Annotated in this window: 22 protein-coding genes; 12 read left to right on the forward strand and 10 right to left on the reverse strand. The window is 64.2% G+C overall.

The window, feature by feature from the left end; translation table 11 throughout:
- Positions 1 to 188: 188 nt before the first annotated feature.
- Positions 189 to 1,436 carry a 23S rRNA (adenine(2503)-C(2))-methyltransferase RlmN gene (rlmN, locus tag VGU00_RS09275; RefSeq protein WP_327467761.1) on the reverse strand — a complete coding sequence of 416 codons (1,248 nt, stop codon included), beginning with the start codon at positions 1,434 to 1,436 and terminating at the stop codon, positions 189 to 191.
- Between the two features lie 70 nt (positions 1,437 to 1,506).
- Positions 1,507 to 2,250, reverse strand: a complete 744-nt coding sequence (locus VGU00_RS09280) for an SDR family oxidoreductase (protein ID WP_327467763.1) — start codon at positions 2,248 to 2,250, stop codon at positions 1,507 to 1,509.
- Positions 2,251 to 2,364: 114 nt separating this feature from the next.
- On the opposite strand from VGU00_RS09280, the gene VGU00_RS09285 reads away from it, so the two are divergent.
- From VGU00_RS09285 to VGU00_RS09295, 3 genes are all read left to right on the forward strand, one after another.
- A complete protein-coding gene (locus VGU00_RS09285; RefSeq protein WP_327467765.1) occupies positions 2,365 to 2,757 on the forward strand; it encodes a helix-turn-helix domain-containing protein in 393 nt (130 codons plus the stop codon).
- Between the two features lie 159 nt (positions 2,758 to 2,916).
- Positions 2,917 to 3,906, forward strand: coding sequence for a hypothetical protein (locus VGU00_RS09290; protein ID WP_327467767.1), 990 nt, complete (start codon positions 2,917 to 2,919; stop codon positions 3,904 to 3,906).
- Positions 3,903 to 4,373: a hypothetical protein gene (locus VGU00_RS09295; RefSeq protein ID WP_327467769.1), complete on the forward strand. Its 471-nt coding sequence runs from the start codon at positions 3,903 to 3,905 to the stop codon at positions 4,371 to 4,373. The genes VGU00_RS09290 and VGU00_RS09295 overlap by 4 nt, the downstream gene beginning before the upstream one ends.
- A gap of 129 nt (positions 4,374 to 4,502) precedes the next feature.
- On the opposite strand, the gene VGU00_RS09300 is transcribed toward VGU00_RS09295, so the two are convergent.
- Entirely contained in the window at positions 4,503 to 4,832 is a 330-nt protein-coding gene (locus VGU00_RS09300) for a UrcA family protein (protein ID WP_327467771.1), read from the reverse strand.
- Positions 4,833 to 4,980: 148 nt separating this feature from the next.
- Here VGU00_RS09300 and VGU00_RS09305 point away from each other — a divergent pair, with 148 nt between their 5' ends.
- The gene (locus VGU00_RS09305; RefSeq protein WP_327467773.1) at positions 4,981 to 5,862 is read left to right on the forward strand and encodes a LysR family transcriptional regulator; all 882 of its coding nucleotides are present in this window, start codon (positions 4,981 to 4,983) and stop codon (positions 5,860 to 5,862) included.
- 16 nt (positions 5,863 to 5,878) lie between these two features.
- On the opposite strand, the gene VGU00_RS09310 is transcribed toward VGU00_RS09305, so the two are convergent.
- Positions 5,879 to 6,376, reverse strand: a complete 498-nt coding sequence (locus tag VGU00_RS09310; protein ID WP_327467775.1) for a hypothetical protein — start codon at positions 6,374 to 6,376, stop codon at positions 5,879 to 5,881.
- 172 nt (positions 6,377 to 6,548) lie between these two features.
- Between VGU00_RS09310 and dnaN the strand changes: the two genes are divergently transcribed.
- A complete protein-coding gene (dnaN, locus tag VGU00_RS09315; RefSeq protein WP_327467777.1) occupies positions 6,549 to 7,664 on the forward strand; it encodes a DNA polymerase III subunit beta in 1,116 nt (371 codons plus the stop codon).
- Positions 7,665 to 7,769: 105 nt separating this feature from the next.
- The gene (locus VGU00_RS09320; protein ID WP_327467779.1) at positions 7,770 to 8,045 is read left to right on the forward strand and encodes a hypothetical protein; all 276 of its coding nucleotides are present in this window, start codon (positions 7,770 to 7,772) and stop codon (positions 8,043 to 8,045) included.
- Positions 8,046 to 8,078: 33 nt separating this feature from the next.
- Here VGU00_RS09320 and VGU00_RS09325 read toward each other — a convergent pair whose 3' ends face one another.
- The gene (locus VGU00_RS09325; RefSeq protein WP_327467781.1) at positions 8,079 to 9,422 is read right to left on the reverse strand and encodes a sorbosone dehydrogenase family protein; all 1,344 of its coding nucleotides are present in this window, start codon (positions 9,420 to 9,422) and stop codon (positions 8,079 to 8,081) included.
- A 172-nt stretch (positions 9,423 to 9,594) separates the two neighbouring features.
- Here VGU00_RS09325 and VGU00_RS09330 point away from each other — a divergent pair, with 172 nt between their 5' ends.
- Positions 9,595 to 9,810 carry a hypothetical protein gene (locus VGU00_RS09330; RefSeq protein ID WP_327467783.1) on the forward strand — a complete coding sequence of 72 codons (216 nt, stop codon included), beginning with the start codon at positions 9,595 to 9,597 and terminating at the stop codon, positions 9,808 to 9,810.
- Between the two features lie 3 nt (positions 9,811 to 9,813).
- Here the strand turns inward: VGU00_RS09330 and argC are convergent, their stop codons facing one another.
- The 3 genes from argC to VGU00_RS09345 all read right to left on the reverse strand — a co-directional run bounded on the left by argC (position 9,814) and on the right by VGU00_RS09345 (position 13,169).
- Positions 9,814 to 10,731: an N-acetyl-gamma-glutamyl-phosphate reductase gene (gene argC, locus VGU00_RS09335; RefSeq protein WP_327467785.1), complete on the reverse strand. Its 918-nt coding sequence runs from the start codon at positions 10,729 to 10,731 to the stop codon at positions 9,814 to 9,816.
- Positions 10,732 to 10,735: 4 nt separating this feature from the next.
- The gene (locus VGU00_RS09340) at positions 10,736 to 11,680 is read right to left on the reverse strand and encodes a C40 family peptidase (RefSeq protein ID WP_327467787.1); all 945 of its coding nucleotides are present in this window, start codon (positions 11,678 to 11,680) and stop codon (positions 10,736 to 10,738) included.
- 85 nt (positions 11,681 to 11,765) lie between these two features.
- Positions 11,766 to 13,169 (reverse strand): leucyl aminopeptidase family protein, encoded by a 1,404-nt coding sequence (locus VGU00_RS09345; RefSeq protein WP_327467789.1) that lies wholly within the window; start codon positions 13,167 to 13,169, stop codon positions 11,766 to 11,768.
- A gap of 54 nt (positions 13,170 to 13,223) precedes the next feature.
- Here VGU00_RS09345 and VGU00_RS09350 point away from each other — a divergent pair, with 54 nt between their 5' ends.
- Positions 13,224 to 14,087 carry a DUF3298 and DUF4163 domain-containing protein gene (locus VGU00_RS09350; RefSeq protein WP_327467791.1) on the forward strand — a complete coding sequence of 288 codons (864 nt, stop codon included), beginning with the start codon at positions 13,224 to 13,226 and terminating at the stop codon, positions 14,085 to 14,087.
- Positions 14,088 to 14,161: 74 nt separating this feature from the next.
- Positions 14,162 to 14,725, forward strand: a complete 564-nt coding sequence (locus VGU00_RS09355; protein ID WP_327467793.1) for a hypothetical protein — start codon at positions 14,162 to 14,164, stop codon at positions 14,723 to 14,725.
- 3 nt (positions 14,726 to 14,728) lie between these two features.
- On the opposite strand, the gene VGU00_RS09360 is transcribed toward VGU00_RS09355, so the two are convergent.
- The gene (locus VGU00_RS09360; RefSeq protein WP_327467795.1) at positions 14,729 to 16,249 is read right to left on the reverse strand and encodes an NAD(P)/FAD-dependent oxidoreductase; all 1,521 of its coding nucleotides are present in this window, start codon (positions 16,247 to 16,249) and stop codon (positions 14,729 to 14,731) included.
- 195 nt (positions 16,250 to 16,444) lie between these two features.
- Between VGU00_RS09360 and VGU00_RS09365 the strand changes: the two genes are divergently transcribed.
- From VGU00_RS09365 to VGU00_RS09375, 3 genes are all read left to right on the forward strand, one after another.
- Positions 16,445 to 17,569 (forward strand): DUF47 family protein, encoded by a 1,125-nt coding sequence (locus VGU00_RS09365; RefSeq protein WP_327467797.1) that lies wholly within the window; start codon positions 16,445 to 16,447, stop codon positions 17,567 to 17,569.
- Positions 17,570 to 17,584: 15 nt separating this feature from the next.
- A complete protein-coding gene (locus VGU00_RS09370; protein WP_327467798.1) occupies positions 17,585 to 18,598 on the forward strand; it encodes an inorganic phosphate transporter in 1,014 nt (337 codons plus the stop codon).
- An 81-nt stretch (positions 18,599 to 18,679) separates the two neighbouring features.
- Entirely contained in the window at positions 18,680 to 19,534 is an 855-nt protein-coding gene (locus tag VGU00_RS09375; RefSeq protein ID WP_327467799.1) for a hypothetical protein, read from the forward strand.
- A gap of 42 nt (positions 19,535 to 19,576) precedes the next feature.
- Here the strand turns inward: VGU00_RS09375 and VGU00_RS09380 are convergent, their stop codons facing one another.
- Positions 19,577 to 21,055: a DUF4403 family protein gene (locus VGU00_RS09380; RefSeq protein ID WP_327467801.1), complete on the reverse strand. Its 1,479-nt coding sequence runs from the start codon at positions 21,053 to 21,055 to the stop codon at positions 19,577 to 19,579.
- Between the last annotated feature and the right edge of the window lie 17 nt (positions 21,056 to 21,072).

Below are 21,072 nucleotides of genomic sequence, written 5' to 3' on the forward strand. Positions count from 1 at the left end.
GGTTACGGCCCGCCCCCTAAATGGCGTTCGCGGCTGTCGCTTCAATGAACGGATCGTTCAGAATGTGACAATTTTCTTACCTGTGTTATTTTTACCACACAGTATAGAATAGCTATGCAATATCGCGCCCGGAAACGGACCGATTTCTGCGGCTTTCGGGAGGGTGGTGAAGCGCCCGGCGGCGATCGTCAGCCGAGCGCAGCCTGCTTTTCCTCGGCGATGCGGTCGAGTTCGGCGCGCGTCGGCTTGGTCGCGGCGCTTTTCAATTGTCCGCACGCCGCCATGATGTCGCGCCCGCGCGGGGTGCGCACCGGCGCCGAAATGCCGGCCTTGAAAATCAGGTTGCTGAACGCGCGCACGCGCTCGGGCGTCGAACATTCATAGGGCGCGCCGGGCCAGGGGTTGAAGGGGATCAGGTTGACCTTCGCCGGCAGCTTATATTGCTTGATCAGCCGGACGAGTTCGCGCGCGTCGTCGTCGCTGTCATTCTTGTCCTTGAGCATCACATATTCGAAGGTGATGCGGCGCGCATTGTTTGCGCCGGGATAATCGGCGCACGCCTGCAGCAGTTCCTCGATGCCATATTTGCGGTTGAGCGGGACGATCTCGTCGCGGATTTCCTTGTTCACCGCGTGGAGCGAGACGGCGAGGTTGACGCCGATCTCTTCGCCCGCGCGCGCCATCATTGGGACGACGCCGCTGGTCGACAGCGTGATGCGGCGCTTCGACAGCGCAAGCCCGTCGCCGTCCATTACGATCTTGAGCGCGCCCTTGACCTCGTCGAAATTATAGAGCGGCTCGCCCATGCCCATCATCACGATATTGGTGAGCATCCGGCCGTCGGCGGTATAATGGCCCGCCTCGTCGTCAAAATCCTCGTCCTCGGGATCGGCCCCGAAACCAGCCATCGTCCCTTTCGGCCATTCGCCGAGCGCGTCGCGCGCCAGCAGCACCTGCCCGACGATCTCGCCCGCGCCGAGATTGCGGACAAGGCGCATCGTGCCGGTGTGGCAGAAGCGGCAGTTCAATGTGCAGCCGACCTGGCTCGAGACACACAATGTCCCCCGATCGGCGTCGGGGATGAACACCATCTCATATTCCTGGCCGTCGGCGGCGGCGAGCAGCCATTTGCGCGTGCCGTCGCTCGACACCTGCGCCTCACGCACCGTCGGGCGGCCGATGATATAGCGGTCGGTCAGCCAGGGGCGCATCGTCTTCGCGATGTCGGTCATCGCCTCGAAATCGGTGACCCCGCGGTGATAGATCCAATGCCAGATCTGCTTGGCGCGCAGCTTTGCCGCTTTCGCGTCCAGCCCGGCCTCGACCAGTTCGGCGCGGATCGCGTCGCGCGTCAGCCCGACGAGGTCGATGCGGTTGCCGCCACGCAAGGGAACGGTGCCCGTCGTGACGGGGTCGATATGGCCGGGAATCTGCATGATGCGCGGCCATATAGTGGCAAAGGGCCGTTTGCGCCAGTCCCGGCGACAAGCGGCCCTTTGTCGTCGATTACAGCGACTTCAGCATCGCCAGCATCTGCGGCACCGTCCCGTTCGCCTCGGCGTTGCGCAGCGGCAGGACATTCTGCACGAGGATTTCCGCCGGCGTCGGCTCTACCGCGAACAGCGCCATCACCTCGTCGGCAAAGTCGCCCAGCGGCATATAGCCCTCGCGCGTCGACTGGCCGGGGGTCAGGTCGGTACGCACCGCGGGGGGCGCCAACTCGATCACCTCGACCCTGCCTTCCAGCTGGATGCGCAGCGCGACCGAGTAGCTGTGCATCGCCGCCTTGGTCGCCGAATAGGTCGGCGCCTTGGGGAAGGGGACGAAGGCGAGGCCCGAGGTGACGTTGACGATCGCGCTGTCCGCTTGCGCCGCCAGATGATCGACGAGCGCGTCGGTCAGCCGGATCGGGCCGAGGATGTTGGTGATGACGGTGGCCTCTGCCTGCGTCAGGTCGCGTTTCGTACCGGCATCCTCGGCGTTCATGATACCGGCATTGTTGACCAGCACGTTGAGGTCCGGGAATCGCGCGACGATGTCCTTGGCGAAAGCCGCGATCGCGTCGGCATCGGTGACGTCGAGCGACACCGCCGACATGTTCGGCCGCCCGGCGATCGCCGCCTGCAGCTTGTCGGCGTTGCGGCCGGTGACGATCACCTTGTTGCCCGCGTCGTGCCAGCGCTGCGCGAGCGCCAGCCCGATGCCCGAACCGCCGCCGGTGACGAGGATGGTGTTGCCTGTGGTTTTCATGATTTGCCTCCTTTGGGGGTGGTGAGAAGGCCCAGATATTCCTATACTCTCCAAAAGGAAGAAGGCACCCGAAAGTGCCATAGTTACCAAAAAGAGAGATTTGGATTTTCCGCCATGCCCACGCCCGAAAAAATATCCTACGATCCGAATGCGCCGGTCGATCCGCGCGTCGAAACGCTGGTCAACGAACTGATCGGCCGAGTCGCCGACAAATGGACTTTACTCGTTCTCGAGGAACTGGAGGATCATGGAACCTGCCGCTTCACCGAATTGTCGCGCCGCGTGCCCGGAATCAGCCAGAAAATGCTGACGCAGACGCTGCGCCAGATGGAGCGCGACGGACTGCTGGTGCGCACGGTGCATCCGGTCGTTCCGCCCAAGGTCGAATATTGCCTGACCGACCTTGGTCACAGCTTGGGCGAGGCTTTCTGCGGCGTGTGGGTGTGGGCGGAGGCCAATCTGGAACGCGTGGCGCGGGCAAGGATGGCGTTCGACGCTCGGGGGTGAGCCTGCTCCAGGTCTGCGCAGGGGTTTTGTATTTCGGTGAAAAGCGAAAGCAGAAAATGATTCTCGGCGACATCAGTAGATTATCGCTTCCTCATGTGAATTGCGGTATGTTTTTCGTTCAGGAAAATGCGAAGGAAGATAACGACCAAGGAGAGCGAGATGAAAGCATGGTTCGCTTTGATGCTGTTGCCGTTGCTTGGCGGTCAGGCATCTCCGGTTACGACAAGCTGTTCCATGAGGATATCCCAAGAACAGGACGTCAGTACTGTCTTTCACGGCCGTAATTTACATGTCGGTGATAACGTCCTTTCCTATGTATCGGGTCTGGAAATAGACTATGATGGTGCGCCGGACGCCTATCATCGTGGCGGGGTCGGGACCGAAACGGATCCGGGGCTTGATCACATCTGCAACGGCGGCGATGTGATGGAAGTAAAGGACGGCAAGCTCGTCGCAAAATATTACCGCGATGGTTCGATGCGTACGCTGAGCGGAGGCAATTCCGCGCTGTGCAAGGCGGACTATATTGCGCTTCGCGAAGCCGGCTTTCCCGCGTGCGGCCCCGAACAACGCGAATGCATGCGCTTTTTCGGGATCAAGACAAAGCCGCGATCATGTGGCTATGACCGGGCGGCGGATAAGGGATGCGGCGAGCCGATCCTCCAGACGATTGATGGCAAGAAGACGGATTTCTACGTAACGACCAATCGGCTGCTGCGTCCGGGGGCTCCGCGAGACAGCGATGTTCAACGCGACTATGCGGACGCGATGCAGGTGCCCTTTGTCGTTCTCCCCGGAGGAGCGCGATACCCCGGCAACATGCGGCCAGAACCCGGCGATCTCGTCCTCCTCGCATTTGGGCAACACAAGGCCTGGGGTGTCGTCGGCGACACCGGCCCCTCGACGAAGCTGGGCGAAGCGTCGCCCGCCATGCGCGAGCGGCTGGGAATAATGCACAAGCGAGGAATTGAAACCGGCGCAACGACCTTCGTATTTCCGGGGTCGGCAGGTCGGTTGTCGGCGGTCTGGCCGCTGACGGGCGAAGCGATCGACAAGGCCGGCGCGGAACTCCTCGCCGCGCGCGGCGATGCTGCGGCCATTGCTGCCTGTTTCAACAACCGCATTTCGAAAAAGAAGGGTGGGAAATGATGGTGCACAAACTGTGTCGGCCAAGTCGTGCGGGGATTTGGGCCGCTGCGTTCCTGACGATGATTCCATCGGCAGCGTACGCCGATCCGGCCACGCACACGATGACCCTTACGTCGAAGGAGGTTACACATGACGGGCTCAAGTCATGCATGGTCACGGCCGAACTCACCAACATCGGCGGTGCTTCGACAGGGGGATTTACGATCCGATTGGGTTTCCTTGGACATCCGGGCATCGAAGAAGGCACGATGACCTATTTCCGCTTTGGATGGCCCGGACTGGCGCCGGGTAAATCGGAGAGGACGAGTGATCATGCCGAAGGGATGCAGTGCAGCGACATAGAGGTTGTCGCGGCGACCGGTGAGAAGGACGAGGCGTCAGCGGAATTTATCAAGGTCAATGCAGAAGCTCTCGCGGCGCCGTCGTTCAAGGCGCAGGCGATCTTTGCAGAAGATCCGGAGCGCTAGGGGCTCGCGTTGTTGGGCCCTCTTCGAGGGCGACTTCGACATACGGGGCTTTTCGGAACAAGCCGGGACCATGATCGTGCCCGAATCATGGCCCCGGCTTTGACGAACCCTGCAACTTGGGTTCGCCGGTCAGTTGCGGATCGAGCTGATCCGGATCGGCGCCTCGCGCGTCGCATCGGCGACGACGACATCGGCCTGTGCGGAGGCGACGCGTTTGGTATCGCGGCGGCATTGCCGCACGTCATTCTTGCCGGCGATGTCGAAATCGGGCGCGGTGCCACACACTTCGACGACAGCGCGCCAGATGCGGCGGTCGAGCGCCTTGGTGCCGGCCTCGGTCCGAAGGTCGAGGTCCTTGTGTGCCACGGCGACGCTCGGGTTCGCTGGGGCGGTTTGTGCCGATGCGGGCTGGCCGATCGATACGGCAGCGAGGGCGGCGAGGATCAGAAGCTTTTGCATCTTGTTTCTCCATCGTCCGGCTGAGGAGGGGAGGAAGCCGGTAAAACAGAGATAAGGGAATGGCTGGAGCGGCGGGAGCAACGATGTTGCGCACCTATTCTGCAAAATTGCAGAATGAGCGGCGGGCGATTATGTCGCACAAGACGTCATGTATGATTGGAACGACCTGAAGGCCTTTCTGGCCGTGGCCGAAACCGGCAGCACGCTGTCGGCGGCGCAATCGATGCGCGTCAGCCAGACGACCGTCGCGCGCCGCATCGCGGCGCTCGAGGAAGCGACCGGGCTCAACCTGTTCGAACGGCGGCAAGCGGGTTATGCGCTGACCCCGGTGGGCGAGGCGATGCTGGCGAGCGCGCTGGCGGTGAAGGACGCCGCCGACCGTTTCGGCGAGGCCGCGGGGGCGCGATCGCGCGATGCCGGCGGGACGGTCAGCCTGACGACGATGGAAATCTTTGCGGTGACGATCCTGCCGCCGATCCTGCGCGACCTGCGCGCCGCGCATCCGGGCATCCACATCCAGCTCGATACGGCGGACGAACCGCGCGATCTGGCCGCAGGCGCGGCGGACATCGCGATCCGCAGCAGCAAGCAGCCGAGCGGCGGCGGCCTCGTCGGGCGGCGCATAGCCGACAATCCGTGGACCGTTTATTGCAGCCGCGACTATGCCGATTTGCACGGCATCCCGCACACGCGTGAGGAACTCGCCACGCACCCTTTCATCGGCGGCGGCGGCTATGTCTGGGAACCCTATCAGGCGTGGCTGCGGCAATATCGGCTCGAGGAGTCGGTGGTGATGAAATATGACACCGGTACCGGGCTGCTCGCGGGCGTGCGTTCGGGCATGGGGCTCACGATCCTGCCCGCCTTCATCGCCGACCGCGAACCCGATTTGATCCGCTGTATTCCGCCAAAGAATGAGGACACGACGGGGCTGTGGTTGCTGACGCACGAACGGCTGCGTCATGTCCCGCGCGTGCGGCTGGTCCTCGATTTTCTCGCGGCCGAACTGACGAAGCTCGCGCGGACCTAGAACAAGGGAGCAGGTTTTACCGCAGCTTCGCGCATCCCAGCGCCGCCGCGTCGATCGCGGTTGCTGCGCCGCGCAGGCGGTAGGTGTCGGCGATTGCGCCGCCCGTCGCGGTGCCGCTCTCGACGCTCATGCTGGGTGCCGATCGCATCGCCGCGACGATCGCCGCATCCATGCGTGCGTCGCTCGCCCAGCCATGCGCCCCGTTGCCGGTCAGGATGAAGCGGCGGCTGCCGATCGTCAGGCGGAGCTCGCGGCCCGGCGCACGCGCTTTCGACAGCCGGACGTAGAATTGGCCGCGGATACGCGATTTCGGCCAGTAGCCGACGCTGGCATAGCCCCTGACCTGCGGCGTGCCGATCGTTGCAGAGGGGGCGGCGAGGGCATAGCATCGCGGGCTTGCGGGATCGCGGAACGCGCCCCAGCCGTCGAAAATGCCGAGCGCGGTCGGGGCAGCCGCAAGCGTCGCGGCGGGCGCCGCCGCCAGCATCAGGAAAAGGGTGGCCCAGCGCCGCATCGCTCCTCGTTTGCGCGATTGGGGATGCTTTGCAAGCATGGCTTGCGCGTTGCGGTGCGTGCGTTAAGGAAGGTGGACATTTTCAGGGGCCAGAATCGGGGCACGAATCGCCTCCGATGGTCTGTCCCTCAGGGACTTTTCCCGCGGCATATACAGGGATGGCGGATTTAGAATGAAAGCGACGATCGAACGCGCAGTGTTGTTGAAGAGCCTCGGCCACGTCCAGTCGGTGGTCGAACGGCGCAATACGATCCCGATCCTTTCCAACGTGCTGATCGAAGCCGATGCGTCGGGCCAGTTGAAATTGATGGCGACCGACCTCGACCTGCAGGTGGTCGAAACGATCGCGGCCAAGGTCGAAACGCCGGGAACCACCACCGTGTCGGCGCACACGCTGTTCGAAATCGCCCGCAAGCTGCCCGAAGGATCGGAAGTCAGCCTTGCCGCTGCCGAGGGCAAGATGCAGGTCAAGGCCGGCCGCTCGAACTTCAACCTGCCGACGCTGCCGCGCGACGATTTCCCGGTGATCGCCGAGGGCGACCTGCCGACCAATTTCGAGCTGCCCGTCGCCGAGCTGATCCAGATCATCGACAAGACGCGCTTCGCGATCTCGACCGAAGAAACGCGCTATTATCTCAACGGCATCTTCCTGCACGTCGCCGAGGATGCATCGGGGCCGGTGCTGAAGGCGGCGGCAACCGACGGCCACCGCCTCGCGCGCTACACGGTGACGCGTCCTGACGGCGCTGCTTCGATGCCCGACGTCATCGTGCCGCGCAAATGCGTCACCGAGATCCGCAAGCTGCTCGACGAGGCCGAAGGCAATGTCGAAATCAGCCTGTCGGCGAGCAAGGTCCGTTTCCAGCTCGGTAACGCGATCCTGACCTCGAAGCTGATCGACGGTACCTTCCCCGATTACAGCCGCGTGATCCCGACCGCGAACGACAAGCTGCTCAAGGTCGATCCGAAGAGCCTGTACCAAGGCGTCGACCGCGTCTCGACGATCGCCAGCGAAAAGACGCGCGCGGTCAAGGTCGGGCTCGACAAGGACCGCATCACGCTTTCGGTGACCAGCCCCGAGAACGGCACCGCCGCCGAAGAACTGGCCGCGGGCTATGACAGCGATTCGATGGAGATCGGCTTCAACGCCCGCTACCTCAGCGACATCCTCGGCCAGGTCGACGGCGACAGCGTCGAACTCCACCTTGCCGACGCGAACGCGCCGACGCTGATCCGCGAAAGCGAAAAGAGCCCGGCGCTCTACGTGCTGATGCCGATGCGGGTCTGACGACCTTCCCGAACGCGAAATGAAAAAGGCCCCGCAATTGCGGGGCCTTTTCTTTTGGCTATTATGTAGTTCTCAAACCCGATGAATAGTTCGAGATGCGGAGCGATGCCGGATTTGATCAAAGAGGAGGTCGAGGGAATTCTCGGCCGTCGCCAGTGGTGGTCCGTGGGGTCCATCAAGGCATTAGTGTCATACGGATCAGGCGATTGCGGAGTTTGGTTCTACGATTTGCGTAGCGGCCGTAGTGAAGACATCGGGCGCGCCTTGATCGCGGCGGGCCATCCGATCAGCTTGCAGCCGTCAATAGATTGCGAAGTCATTGCCTGCCCCGAAGCGCATTTGGGCCGGTTGCTAGAGGCGGCTGCTGACCTCAGCCGCTAGCTGGGTTTGCTAACTATATAATCGCCTTTTCTTTTATCCGGCCTTCGCGACCCGCCAGATCACCCCGCCCGTGTCATCCGCAACCAGCGCGCTGCCGTCCTTCGCGACCTTGACGTCGGCCGGGCGGCCGCGCGTGGTCTTGCCGTCCTTGGCCAAGAACTGGTCTAGCAGGGTGACGGGCAGGGCGTCGACGGGTTTGCCGTTGGCGCCGAACTTGACGAACACGACGCTGTAGCCCGCAACCGGTTCGCGGTTCCACGACCCGTGCAGCGCGATCAGCGCGCCGTTCGCCCAGCGATCGCCAAGGTCGAGACCCTCGGAGAAGGTGAAGCCGAGCGGCGCGGTGTGGGCGCCGAGGCCATATTCAGGGCGCTTGACATATTGGCGGCGATCCTCGGCTTCGGGCTCGACGCGCGGGTCGATGTAGCCGCCCCAATAATACCAGGGCCAGCCGTAGAAATCGCCCTCGGCGACGTCGGTCATATAGTCGGGGACGAGGTCGCTGCCGAGCATGTCGCGTTCGTTGACCACGGTCCACAGCCGGTCGCTGCCGGGATAGAAGCCGAGGCCCACCGGGTTGCGGATGCCTGCGGCGAAGGTGCGCATATATTTATTCTCGGGCCGGACTTCGAGCACGCTGGCGCGGCGGAATTCGCGGTTCATGCCCTTTTCGCCGATATTGGAGTCGGCGCCGACGCCGATATAAAGCCAGCCGTTCGGCGCGACCGCGAGGCTCTTGGTCCAGTGCCGGTTGGTGCCCTTTGCCGGCAGGTCGACGATCTTCGCGGGCTTGCCGCTCATCTTCGTTTCGCCCGCGACATAGGGAAAGGCGAGCAGCGCGTCTGTGTTGGCGACATAGAGCGTGCTGCCGACCAGCGCCATGCCATAGGGCGAGTTGAGCCCCGTGATATAGGCGGTCTTGACCTCGGCCTTGCCGTCGCCGTCGGCGTCGCGGAGCAGGGTGATCCGGTTCGCGGACGGGCGGCGGCCGGTGCCGCCCTTGCCCATCAGGCTGCTCATGATCTTGCCCTCGACCCCCGACGTGTCGCGCGGCGGGCTTTGCGATTCGGCGACGAGCACGTCGCCGTTCGGGAGCACCAATATCGTGCGCGGATGATCGAGCCCTTCGGCAAAGCGCTCGACGGCCAGCCCCTGCGCGGCGCGCGGCGCCTGTCCGGCGGGCCAGCTTGTCGCCTCGGGGACGTTGATCGTCGGAAAGCTCTCGGTCCGCTGCGACGCCATCACCGGCACCCGGCCGCTGAGTTCGGCGGTCGAGAAGCGCGCCACGTCGGGCCGCGACATGACATAATAGGTGATGCCGCCGGCAATCAGCAGCAGCAACAGGGCGAGGGCGGCATATTTCAGGATCTTGCGCATGACGCCTGTCTACACGGGCAATGCGCGGCGTCAAAGGGGTTGGGTGCGGGCCCGAAAGGTTAACGGCGAGGCCGGCATGATTAACCTTACCCGCTTGTTCATCACGGTTGGGAACGTGACGGTGAGGGGCCCCGGACTAGGAAGCTGGCACACCCAACGGACCAGGAACCCGATGCACCTGCCAGCCCCCTTCCTTACCGATCGCGCCGCGGTCGAGGATGCCCATGCGCTTATCAACCTGCATGGCGAAGAAGCGGGCTTCGCTGCGGCAGCGCGCGCCGAACAATATCGCGTGCTCGGCAATCACGTTCATTTCGCGCGCTGGCGCCAGATCGAACGGCTCATCACCTATCTGTCGGTCGAGGATATCCTCGACACGGTGCATTAGGCGCTAGAGCCGCAGGCCCGCGGTTTCGGGCAGGCCTGCCATGATATTGAGGTTCTGGACGCAGGCGCCGCTTGCGCCCTTGCCCAGATTGTCGAGCCGCGCGACGAGGCGGAGCTGGCGGCCGGCGGGGTCGGCGAAGACGGTCAATTCCATCCGGTCGGTCGCCGCATCCTTCTGGCTCAGCAGCAATTCACTTTCGTCGCCGCGCCGCACACCGACCAGCGGCGACCCATCGAAATGCGCCGCGAGCGTGTCGACGACCGCATCGGCCATCGGCGTATCGAAGCTGAGCGGCACCTCGACGAGCATCCCGCGATAGACGGGCACCACCGCTGGCGCGAACAGCGGCGGGTGCGCGAGGCCGGCGCCTTGCTGCATTTCGGGCACATGCTTGTGGTTCAGCGACAGGCCATAGCTGCGAAAGCCGATATCGGGCTCGGCTTCGAAGCGCGCAATCAACTCCTTGCCGCCGCCCGAATAGCCCGACACCGCGTTGACGCTGAGCCGCGTGTCCACCGCGACGATCCCCGCAGCGACCAGCGGCGCGACGAGCGCAAGGAAGCCGGTCGGATAGCAGCCCGGATTGCTGACGCGGGCCGAGGCGGCGATCGCTTCGCGCTGCGCCGCGCTCAGTTCGGGGAAGCCATAGGCCCAGTCCGGGGCGACGCGGTGCGCGGTCGACGCGTCGATCACCTTGGTGCGATCGTTGCGGATCATCGCGACCGCTTCGATCGCCGCGGCATCGGGAAGGCAGAGGATGACGAAATCGGCGCCGTTGAGTGCCTCGGCACGCCGCGCGGCATCCTTGCGTTCGGCATCGGGCAGCGTGACGAGCGCAAATTCGCTCCGTCCGGAAAGCCGTTCGGCGATTTCGAGGCCCGTCGTTCCCGCCGCGCCGTCGATGAATACCGTCTGTGTCATGATGTTATCGCAGTCTTTTATATCCGCTCACCGGCGGATCGTGTTCCTTTGCGGCCGAACGCGCGATGACGTCGGCCAGCGGCTCAACCTTCACCGCCATCCATCGTCGGCTGGCATGGATGATATTCCGGTCGTCAGCCATGATGCCGACGTGGCCGGGGAAAAAGACGAGGTCGCCGCGCGCAAGGGCGGCCGGATCGACATCCTTGTCCGCGCCGAGCGCGGCGAATTGCAGGTCGCTGTCGCGTGGCAGCTGGACGCCGGCGGCGCCCCAGGCCAGCTGGACGAGCCCCGAACAATCGATGCCCTTCATCGTCCGTCCGCCCCACAGATAAGGCGCGTCGATCATCTGTTCGGCAACCCCGGCGGGGTCGTTGTCGTCGGCGCCGACCTCGGCGAGCGCGGCGAGCGGCAGATAGCCGTGCGAGGTGGCGAGCCATTCGCCTTCGGGCTCGCCCATCACGAGCGCGCCGCGCGGCAGCACGGCGGGGCCGCCGCTCGCGGCATCGGGCGCGCTGTGCAGCATCGCCTCGATCATCGCGACGCGGTGCGTCGGCGCGATCGGCGCGCCCAGCGCTTCGGCCGCAAGATAGCCGACGTAATGGTCGGCAAGGCAATAGCCCCATGCCCAGCCGCCGGTCAGGTCGAGCAGGGCAAAGCCCTCACCGAACAGCAGTTCGCTCGTCTGGTCGGCATCGACCGAGGGCGAGGCACGCAGCACTGCGGCCGGCAGCACGCCGCTCTGCATCATCGGTGCGGCATAATGCGGCGCGAAATGCGTTCCCGCGACGGCGATATCGGCAAGATCGGGGCGGATCGCGACGGTGCGCGGATCGAACGTCTGCGACGTTCCGGTCAGGCCAAAGCGGTCGCGGCCCGCGCCGGCGGCGCCGGGGCGCCCCATACGCACGCGATTGGTCGCTGAATTCTCGCCGCTTTCTGCTGTCACTTGCCGTCCTGTTGAAACCCGGGGTCCGCACGGTGCGGACAATCGCGCGCCATTAGACCAGCAAGGCCTGCTTTATCAAGAATGTTCAGTTTTTCCCGCGGCGGTCGTAGCGCGACTGGAGCATCGCCCAGGCCGCACGCAGCCCCAGCGCCGCGCCGCCCTTGGGGCGGCCGGGCTTCGCCGACGGGCGCCAGGCAAAGGTGTCGAGATGCGCCCATGCGGTGCCGTCGGGAATGAAGCGCTTGAGGAACAGCGCTGCGGTGATCGAGCCGGCGAACGGCGAACTGCCTGCATTGCCGAGGTCGGCAATGTCGGTTTCGAGCAGGTCGGCATAGCCGTCCCATAGCGGCATCCGCCACAGCGGATCGTCGCGCTCGATCCCGCCCGCGAGCATCGCGTCGGCGAGCGCGTCGTCGTTGGCGAAGAGCGGCGGGAGGTCGGGGCCGAGCGCGACGCGCGCCGCGCCCGTCAGCGTCGCGAAATCGACGATCAGCTCGGGCTTGGCTTCGCCCGCCTTCGCGAGCGCGTCGCCCAGCACCAGCCGGCCCTCGGCGTCGGTGTTGCCGATCTCGACCGTCAGGCCGAGCCGGCTCTTGAGCACGTCGCCCGGGCGGAAGGCATCGGCCGAGATTGCATTTTCGGCGGCGGCAACGAGGCAGTGGAGGCGAACCGGCAGCCCGCTCGCCATCACGAGCTCGGCGAGCGCGAGGACATGTGCGGCGCCGCCCATGTCCTTCTTCATCAACCGCATGCCCGCCGCGGGCTTGATATCGAGCCCGCCGCTATCGAAGCTGATCCCCTTGCCGACCAGCGCGATCCGCGGATGATCGTCCTTGCCCCATTCGATTTCGATCAGTCGCGGCGCATGATGCTTGGCGGCGGCGCGGCCGACGGCGTGGATCATCGGATAACCCTGTTCGAGCGCTTCGCCCTTGGTGACGCTGAGCTTGCCGCCATGCGCCTTGGCGATGCGTTCGGCCGCCTTTTCGATCGCGGCGGGGCCCATGTCGGCGGCGGGCGTGTTGACGAGATCGCGCACGAGCGCGGCGGCGCGGACTTCGGCGACCATCGGCGCGATGACCCCGACATCGCTCGTCAGCAGGACGCGCGGGCCCTTGGTCGGCGGGTTCGATTTATAGGTGTCGAAGCGATATTGCGCGCTCATCCAGCCGAACAGGGCCTTGCCCGGCTGCTGGCCCTCGACCCGATAGCGGCCTTCGGGCAGGATCTGCCCCAGTTTCGCAAGGCACCAGGCCGACAGGCTGTCGACATTGGCGACGGTCGTGACGACCGCCCATTTTTCCGGATCGTCGCCGGGCAGGATCGCGTGGACGAAGGTGTCGGGTTTGAAACCGACCGCGGCGAGATGTCCGCGTTCGCGCGCGCTGCGGCCCTTCAGCCATTCGTCATAGCTTTTTTTGTCGACGAGGTGGATCGGGCGGGCGTCCTGCCCCTTGTCGGGCTGGATCATGTCGGAATAGTCGATCATGCGCCGGTGCTAGGCCCCCGGGGATATTTTGTCGATTCCCCGCGTTATTCCAGCATGACGAACGAGAAGATCTGGCGAAACGCCATCGCGATCCTTGCCGGCACGATGCTGGTAACGGGATGTTCCGAAGACAGGCCGACGACCGAAGAGAAGGTCGCGGCTGCGTCGGTTCGCGGTGCGCCGCCCGACGGGCCCGCCGATATCGCGGCCAGGAATGCGCCCGCATCGAAGGTGAGCGAGGATAATGATCTGGTCGAATTCGCCTATGCCTATCCGCGCGACGCCGCCTCGCTTCCCGAACTTGCGGCCTTTCTGGACAGCGACCGGGCGACCAAACGCGACGCCCTGATCGCCGCTGCGACGCGCGACAAGGAGGCGGCGGAGAAGGGTGGCTTTCCCTATCGTCGCCACAGCCATCTCCAGAAATGGCAGCGCATCACCAGCACGCCGCGCCTCCTCAGCCTCTCGGCCGAAATCGAAACCTATATGGGCGGTGCGCACGGCATGACGAGTTTCGACACGCTGATCTGGGATCGCAACCATCGCAAGCAGCGCAAACCGCTCGACCTGTTCAAGAGCGGCGAGGCGTTCGACGCCGCGATCCGCGACGCCTTCTGTGCGGGCATCAAGCGCGCCAAGGCCGCCAAGGGGATCGTCGCCGACGAGGCTCCCGATAGCCCCTTTGCCAAATGCCCGCCGGCATCGGCGCAGACTGTGTGGCTGGGCTCGTCCGACGGCCGCTATCTCGATCGCCTGACCATCGCGATCGCGCCATACGAGGTCGGGCCGTTCGCCGAGGGCAGCTACAAGATCAACCTTCCCGTCACCGCCGGGCTGGTCGGCGCCGTCAAAGAGGAGTTTGCGCGCGATTTCCGTGTCGAGAAAGCCCGACGGAGTCCGGCGTCCCCCACGGGTTGACCATCGTCCTTAGCGCTGGATTGTCGTACCCAAATCCGTCATTCTGCGACGAGATCATCGGCAGGGGGAAGGCGATGCGCAATTTTTTCCGGGGCGGCTGCGCGGCGGCGATGCTGGTCGCATTGGGCGGGTGCAGTTTTCAGGCGGCGCTCGACAAGATGGTGGAGCCCGCGCGACAGAAGGAATTGCTCGCGATCGGTGAGCGCTTCTGCACCGATCCCGCGAGCACGACGAGCCTGCTGCACCCCGAAATCGCCTCGACGGTCGTCGATGCCGCGGCGGTGCTGCCCCGCGAATGCCCCGATGGCAAGGCAAGCTGGCAGATCGCCAACTATAGCTGGAAAACCAACGTCACACCCGGCCTCAAGGAGCGGCAGGAGGAGGTCGTGCTGGTCGGAACCGGTCCGCGCAAATGGACGACCGTATCGCTGCGTTTCTATGCGCAGAATGATGCGCCGCTTCAGATCACCGAATGGAACGTCGTCGGCAGTGCGACCCGGCCCGACGCGCTGCTGTTCATCGACCAGTATGAATCGACCGTCCGGACGATGCGGATCGTCATCGCAGTCGTCCTGCTCGCGGTCGGCGGATTGATTGTCTGGCTGATCAGGCGGCGGCGCGCAAAACGCGCCGCCTGACCGTCATTCGGCGGCTTCGAGCTGGGCGGGCGCCGCTGCGGGCACGGCGCGTGCGTTGCCGAACGTCAGCACGCCGTCGGCAATCGCGCCGGTGCGCATGTCGACCCGGTCCTGCACATAATTCTGGCTGAGCCGCCAGGGCAGCGCGACCGTGCTTTTCGGCATGATGTGCAGCGACCGCTGGATATAGCCCGACGAGAAGTCGAAGACATTTTCCTCGACGAGGCTCGACGGATCGGCGAGCGCGGGCGTCGCAACGCTGGTACCCGTATCGCGCATATGGTTGAGCACGCGGCACACATATTCGGACACGATATCGGCGCGCAGCGTCCAGCTGGCGTTGAGATAACCGAACACCGCAGAGAAGTTGGGGACGTTCGAGAACATGCACGCCTTGTAATAGAAATGGTCGTGCCAATCGATCGGCGCGCCGTCGACCCGCACCGGGATCTTGCCCGCGACCGCGAGCTTCAGGCCCGTCGCAGTCACGATGATGTCGGCGTCGAGATGCTGGCCCGACTTGAGCTGGATGCCGGTCGCGTCGAATTTTTCGATATGATCGGTCACGACCGACGCCCTGTCGGCCTTCATCGCTTCGAAGAAATCGGCGTCGGGGACAAGGCAGAGGCGCTGGTCCCACGGGTCATAGGGCGGGGTGAACGCCTTCTCGTCGTAGCGCTCGCCGAGCGCGGCCTTCAGTTTCTTGGTCAGGAAATCCTTGACCTTCTGCGGCTGGGTACGCGCGCGACGGAAGCTGATGTCCTGCAACTTCACATTCTTGTAGCGCGTGATCTTGTAGGCAAGTTCCTCGGGCAGGAATTTGCGGAGGAAATTGGCGAACCCGTCCTTGGCCGGGCGGATGAAATACCAGGTCGGCGTGCGCTGGAGCATCGTGACGTGCGCCGCTTCCTTCATCGACGGCACGATCGTCACTGCGGTCGCGCCCGATCCGATCACGACGACCTTCTTGTCTTTGTAATCGAGATCCTTCGGCCAGAATTGCGGGTGGATGATCTGGCCCTGGAAATCCTCGCGGCCCGCAAACTGCGCGTCGAAAGGTTCGTCATAATCATAATAGCCCGACCCGAGATAAAGCCAGCGTGCGGTCGTGGTCGACGTCGCGCCCTTGCTGTCCTCCATCGTCACCGTCCAGCGCGCGGCACTGCTGTCCCAGTCGGCGCCGACGACCTTGCTGTCGAAACGGATGCGCTCGCGGATATGGCGTTCGTCGACGATGCGGTTCAGATATTCGAGAATCGACGGGCCGTCGGCGATCGATTTTTCATGCTTCCACGGTTCGAAGACGAAGCCGAGCGTGTGCATGTCGCTGTCCGAACGAATGCCGGGATAGCGGAACAGGTCCCAGGTACCGCCGAGCTGTTCGCGGCGTTCGACGAGGGCGAAGCTGCGATCGGGGCAATTCATCTGGAGATGCACCGCCATTCCGATGCCCGAAATGCCGGCGCCGACGATCAGCACATCCTGATCGACCGGTGCAGCCTTAGCGTCCGCCGTACCTGCCATCGTCTCGTCTCCCATCTGTCTTTGGCGCCAGCTTACGCACCGCGTTGCTTTTTGCAATCGAATTGACAGGCGTGAAAGTATCGGCGCGAAGGACGGGCTTCCCTTGTGGCTGTCACATTATTGTCATAGGGGCGAAACCCGATTGTCATCATTCTGCCATCGCGCCGCATCAACTATAGGAAAGGATTGATCTTCATGCGCCAGATCGCGGTTCTTCCCTATCGATTCGGCGGCCCGGCGCAGGATGGTCCGACCGAAATCCTGCTGATTACCTCGCGCGAGACGAAGCGCTGGGTGGTGCCGAAGGGCAATCCGCTGAACGGCATCACGCGGCACGCCGCCGCGGCGATCGAAGCCGAGGAAGAAGCCGGGGTGATCGGCGCGGTCTGCCCGACGCCGATTGGCAGCTATGAATATCGCAAGCGCCGCGCGAATGGCGCGTCGATCATGTATAATGTCGAAGTGTTCCCGCTCGCGGTGACCAACGAACTCGACGACTGGAAGGAAATGGACGAACGCGACCGCAAATGGTTCTCGTTCCGCGATGCCGCATCGGCGGTGGAAGAGCCCGATTTGCAGGCGCTGATCCGCTCGTTCGGCGATGGCGGCTTCCGCGCCGTCGCGCAGCCGCGGAGCGTCGTCCACAATGTAGCAGACAAGACAGGGGTTAGCTGGATGTTCGCATGGTTTCAGCGTTTGCTGCCGCGACAGGGAAATTTCTTCGAATTGTTCGAAAGCCACGCCGCGACGCTGGTCGCCGGGGCGAATGCCTTGTCGCGTATGCTGCAGGGCGGCGAGGGCATGGCCGACCATGTCCAGGAGATCATCGAGCGCGAGCATGATGCCGACGCGATCACGCGCGAAGTGCTGCAGACGGTTCGCCGCACCTTCCTGACGCCGTTCGACCGCAGCGCGATCACCGACCTCATCGCCTCGATGGACGATGCGATTGACGAGATGCAGAAGACCGCGGGGGCCGTCGACCTGTACGACGTCACCGAATTCGAGCCCGAGATGCGCGACATCGGCGGCATCATCGTCGATGCAGCGCGCCTGACTGCCGAGGCACTCCCGCTGCTGCGCAACATTTCGGCGAATGCGGTGCGCCTTCACGAACTGACCGAGCGGCTGGTGCGGATGGAGGGCCATGCCGACGAAATCCACGCGGCGGGCCTCAAGCGCCTGTTCAAGGAGCATGGCGAGGCAAACCCGACGCGCTTCCTGATCGCGCGCGAACTGTTCCGCCACCTCGAACGCGTCACCGACAGTTTCGAGGATGTCGCGAACGAGATCGACGGCCTGGTCATCGACCACGCCTAAGCGGGGGCGCCTCTCATGCACGAACTCGCGTTCCCCCTTCTCGTCGGCCTCGTCATCCTCGCGCTGGCGTTCGACTTCCTGAACGGGCTGCACGACGCCGCGAACAGCATCGCGACGGTTGTCGCAACGCGCCTGCTTCGCCCGGTGCAGGCAGTACTTTTCGCCGCCTTCTTCAACTTCGCCGCCTACTTCCTGTCGATCATCTTTCCCGAACTGCACAAGGTCGCCGAAACGATCGGCAAGGGGATCATCGACAAGGATCTGGTGACGCCTGCCGTCGTGTTTGGTGCGCTCGTGGGCGCGATGTTCTGGAACGTCGTGACCTGGCTCAAGGGTATTCCCTCGTCGTCGAGCCATGCGCTCGTCGGCGGGATTGTCGGTGCGGGCGTCGCGCATGCCGGGTTCGAAGGCATCGAGTGGACGGGCCTCAACAAGACGGTCGTCGCGATCTTCCTTTCGCCGCTGCTCGGCATGCTGCTTGCCATGCTGGTGATGCTGATCAGCAGCTGGGCGCTGCACCGCTCGACCGCCAAATTCGCGGAAAAGACCTTCCGCCACCTGCACCTTCTTTCATCCGCGGCCTATTCGATCAGCCATGGCCTCAACGATGCGCAAAAGACGATGGGGATCATCACCGTCCTTCTCTATTCGACCGGCTATCTCGGTGGCGAATTCCATGTGCCGCACTGGGTCGCGTTCAGCTGTTATATCGCGATCGCGCTCGGCACGCTGTCGGGCGGGTGGAAGATCATCGAGACGATGGGCGGGCGCATCACCAAGCTGTCGCATCATCAGGGTTTCGCCGCCTCGACCGGCGGATCGATCATGGTGTTCACCGCGAGCCTGCTCGGCATCCCGGTGTCGACGACGCACACGATCACCGGCAGCATCATTGGTGCGGGCGTTGCACGCCGCGCCAGCGCGGTGCGCTGGGGCGTCGCGGGCAATGTCGTCGCAGCCTGGTTCATCACCATTCCGGCGAGCGCGATCGTCGCGGCTGCTTTCTACGGGATTACGCGTCTTTTCTGACATCGGACGGTCTTTTCCGTCCGCCGATGAAATGATAGCCACTGACCTGCACCGCAAACTGCGCGGCTGCAGGGAGGGGGCATGAAGGGATACGGCTGGGTTTTGCTGCTCGTCGGGATGGCGGGATGCTCTGGATCGCAGGAATTGCCAAGCGGCGCCACGTCATTGACGGCGCCACAGGATGCAGGCGCAGAGATTGCCCTTCCGGAAGATCCGGAGGGCGTAGGGTTGCCCATCGCGCCGGGCAACATCAAGAAGAGCGGCGGGCCGCAGGGCCCGAATATTGTGGTTGGTCCGGGGTGGTCCGATCGCGATCGGCAGGACATGGATGCGCTTGTTCGCGCTGCCATCACCGAAATGACATCGGACACCTTTCGCGGCAGCCTCCCGCAATTGCCCGAAAAATACTCGAAAATATGGCTGACAGAGGCCCTGGGCTTCGACGGCAGCGAACGCGTCGCGGCTATCGTCAGCCCGGGAGATGCCACGATGCCCTATGTCGAGGCCCTGGTAATTCCCCGGCGTTCCGGCTGGGCGTCGACGGGAATGGCGCGGGACGGCAAGCTGCGCATACGCCTTCGCCGCGCGTTGCTCGACCGCTGGCGGTCGGCGGACCCGGTGGTCAAGGGCTGTGCCATCAACACGATGGCGCACGAAATCTCGCATACGATCAGCCGCGACCCGCAGCGCTATTATCCTGCGTTCACCGATACCGGGGAAGCGAATGCCGAGGCACGCAACGGCGTCGTTGCCTCCTATTTTGTGGGGGACCTCGCGCTCTGCACATCGCTGGTGCGATCGGGCCGGATCGCGCCGCAGGACGTCGCGCAATGCGTGCCCATTTGGTATGCGCCAGGCGGGTTGCAGTCGGGGCGATGTTACGCCTTCGGTCCCGATGACGCGGTTAAATGGCCCAAGGATCGCACGGCGCGCTGACACGCCGAACGGTTCGGCGGTACCTCCGCCTTCCGTTTCCGATCAGCTTGCAGGACGATAATCGACACGGGCGCCGCCGACCATCCGGACCGGCAGATACAGGCCGTTGCCATAGGCCTTGATCTCGCCGATTTCGAAGCCGTCGACGCGCGTATGAATGACGAAGGCGCCTTCGCGCCGCTGGTCGACGGCGCGCCTGATCTTGCCTTGAAGTTCGCCGAGGTCGCGGGTGAAGTTCTGGGTCAGCGCTTCGGCGATCAACGGCGCGAAACCCTCGCTGCGGCCGAGCAATATGAGCAGGTCGCCGCCGACGCCGTCGGTGTCGCCGTTGATCGCAAGGTCGGTGAAATGAACCTCGGCCGATCCCGGCCGGTTTGCCGGGACTGCGGTCATCCAGATGCGCCCGCGCGTCGGTTCGCCCGATCGCATTTCGAGCTTGGCATCGACATCGACGCCGACCGCGATCCGGCCGCCCTCGGCGCCATAGATGGTCGACTTGCCGAACTTGACCTTCATCGGCCCGACCTTCGGCAGTTCGAAAGGCCGCAGCGACCGTTTGGCGAGCGCGCGGTCGACGACGGGCTGGAGCTGCGCATAGTCGGCGATAACGGGAACGCGGACGTCGAGATGCGGTTTCGGCGCTTGCCGGACGAGGCGCGGAAGCGGGGTGGGGGCGGGATCGGCCGGGCGGCTCGCCACGAAGGTTTCGGTGATCGCTTCCAGTCCGAGATCCAGATTGATCCGCTGCCCGTCGATGCGATAGCCGCCGTAGAGGATGCGCTGCGGTGTCACGCGCATCCACACCGGCGGATTTTCACGATTGAGCTCGAGCGAGGTGAAGCTCTGTCGCCATATATCGGCCGCCTGCTTGCGGATATCGATCTTTGCGATCTCGCGGTTCACCTCGCGTTCGACGCCCGCCACCACGGGTTTCAGCTTCGCGTCAGCCTCATCGGTGAAGGTGATCCGGCGCCCGAGGAAGTCGATTCCCGGCGCCCTGGTCCAGCCATAGGTGATGCGCGCCTTGCCCTGCGTCCGCCAGTCGGGGGTGAGGTCGATGCGAACGCGGGCATGTGCCATCGCCGCCCCGGTTGCGGTCTCGCCCTTCAAGACGCCGCCGACGTCGCGCGCGCTGATCGTCGCATGGATCGGGACATCGACGACGATCTCGCTGCCTTCGCCGCGCAGCCGCAGCGGCCCGCGCGTGACCTGTCCGACGATCGTGCAGGCGATCGGCGGGGTGACCTTGACCTTCTTGCCGAAGACCTTGACCCGCTGCGGCTGGACGCAGGCGCTCTCGCGCTGGTTGATCGTCCACAATGTCCGCGGCACCGCGCGTTCGAGCGCCTGTTTGAGCGATGCGGTACTCGCGTTGATCGGGACCGCGATCAGCGATTTTTGGGTCGGGGACGGCGCCTTGTCGGTCGCGCGGGGAGGGGCTTCGACCTCGGTCTTGCGATCGCAGGCGGATACGGCGACCGCCAGCGGCAATGTTGCAAAGACCAGTCTGGCGAGACGCATATGTTGCCCCCGATTCG

Origin of the sequence: Sphingopyxis sp., assembly GCF_035944815.1 — a bacterium.
Lineage (GTDB): Bacteria > Pseudomonadota > Alphaproteobacteria > Sphingomonadales > Sphingomonadaceae > Sphingopyxis.

Coding starts and splice junctions, on each gene's coding strand:
- rlmN (WP_327467761.1), bottom strand. CDS start 1,436: ATGCAGATTCCCGGCCATATCGACCCCGTCACGACGGGCACCGTTCCC.
- VGU00_RS09280 (WP_327467763.1), bottom strand. CDS start 2,250: ATGAAAACCACAGGCAACACCATCCTCGTCACCGGCGGCGGTTCGGGC.
- VGU00_RS09285 (WP_327467765.1), top strand. CDS start 2,365: ATGCCCACGCCCGAAAAAATATCCTACGATCCGAATGCGCCGGTCGAT.
- VGU00_RS09290 (WP_327467767.1), top strand. CDS start 2,917: ATGAAAGCATGGTTCGCTTTGATGCTGTTGCCGTTGCTTGGCGGTCAG.
- VGU00_RS09295 (WP_327467769.1), top strand. CDS start 3,903: ATGATGGTGCACAAACTGTGTCGGCCAAGTCGTGCGGGGATTTGGGCC.
- VGU00_RS09300 (WP_327467771.1), bottom strand. CDS start 4,832: ATGCAAAAGCTTCTGATCCTCGCCGCCCTCGCTGCCGTATCGATCGGC.
- VGU00_RS09305 (WP_327467773.1), top strand. CDS start 4,981: ATGTATGATTGGAACGACCTGAAGGCCTTTCTGGCCGTGGCCGAAACC.
- VGU00_RS09310 (WP_327467775.1), bottom strand. CDS start 6,376: ATGCGGCGCTGGGCCACCCTTTTCCTGATGCTGGCGGCGGCGCCCGCC.
- dnaN (WP_327467777.1), top strand. CDS start 6,549: ATGAAAGCGACGATCGAACGCGCAGTGTTGTTGAAGAGCCTCGGCCAC.
- VGU00_RS09320 (WP_327467779.1), top strand. CDS start 7,770: ATGCCGGATTTGATCAAAGAGGAGGTCGAGGGAATTCTCGGCCGTCGC.
- VGU00_RS09325 (WP_327467781.1), bottom strand. CDS start 9,422: ATGCGCAAGATCCTGAAATATGCCGCCCTCGCCCTGTTGCTGCTGCTG.
- VGU00_RS09330 (WP_327467783.1), top strand. CDS start 9,595: ATGCACCTGCCAGCCCCCTTCCTTACCGATCGCGCCGCGGTCGAGGAT.
- argC (WP_327467785.1), bottom strand. CDS start 10,731: ATGACACAGACGGTATTCATCGACGGCGCGGCGGGAACGACGGGCCTC.
- VGU00_RS09345 (WP_327467789.1), bottom strand. CDS start 13,169: ATGATCGACTATTCCGACATGATCCAGCCCGACAAGGGGCAGGACGCC.
- VGU00_RS09350 (WP_327467791.1), top strand. CDS start 13,224: ATGACGAACGAGAAGATCTGGCGAAACGCCATCGCGATCCTTGCCGGC.
- VGU00_RS09355 (WP_327467793.1), top strand. CDS start 14,162: ATGCGCAATTTTTTCCGGGGCGGCTGCGCGGCGGCGATGCTGGTCGCA.
- VGU00_RS09360 (WP_327467795.1), bottom strand. CDS start 16,249: ATGGCAGGTACGGCGGACGCTAAGGCTGCACCGGTCGATCAGGATGTG.
- VGU00_RS09365 (WP_327467797.1), top strand. CDS start 16,445: ATGCGCCAGATCGCGGTTCTTCCCTATCGATTCGGCGGCCCGGCGCAG.
- VGU00_RS09370 (WP_327467798.1), top strand. CDS start 17,585: ATGCACGAACTCGCGTTCCCCCTTCTCGTCGGCCTCGTCATCCTCGCG.
- VGU00_RS09375 (WP_327467799.1), top strand. CDS start 18,680: ATGAAGGGATACGGCTGGGTTTTGCTGCTCGTCGGGATGGCGGGATGC.
- VGU00_RS09380 (WP_327467801.1), bottom strand. CDS start 21,055: ATGCGTCTCGCCAGACTGGTCTTTGCAACATTGCCGCTGGCGGTCGCC.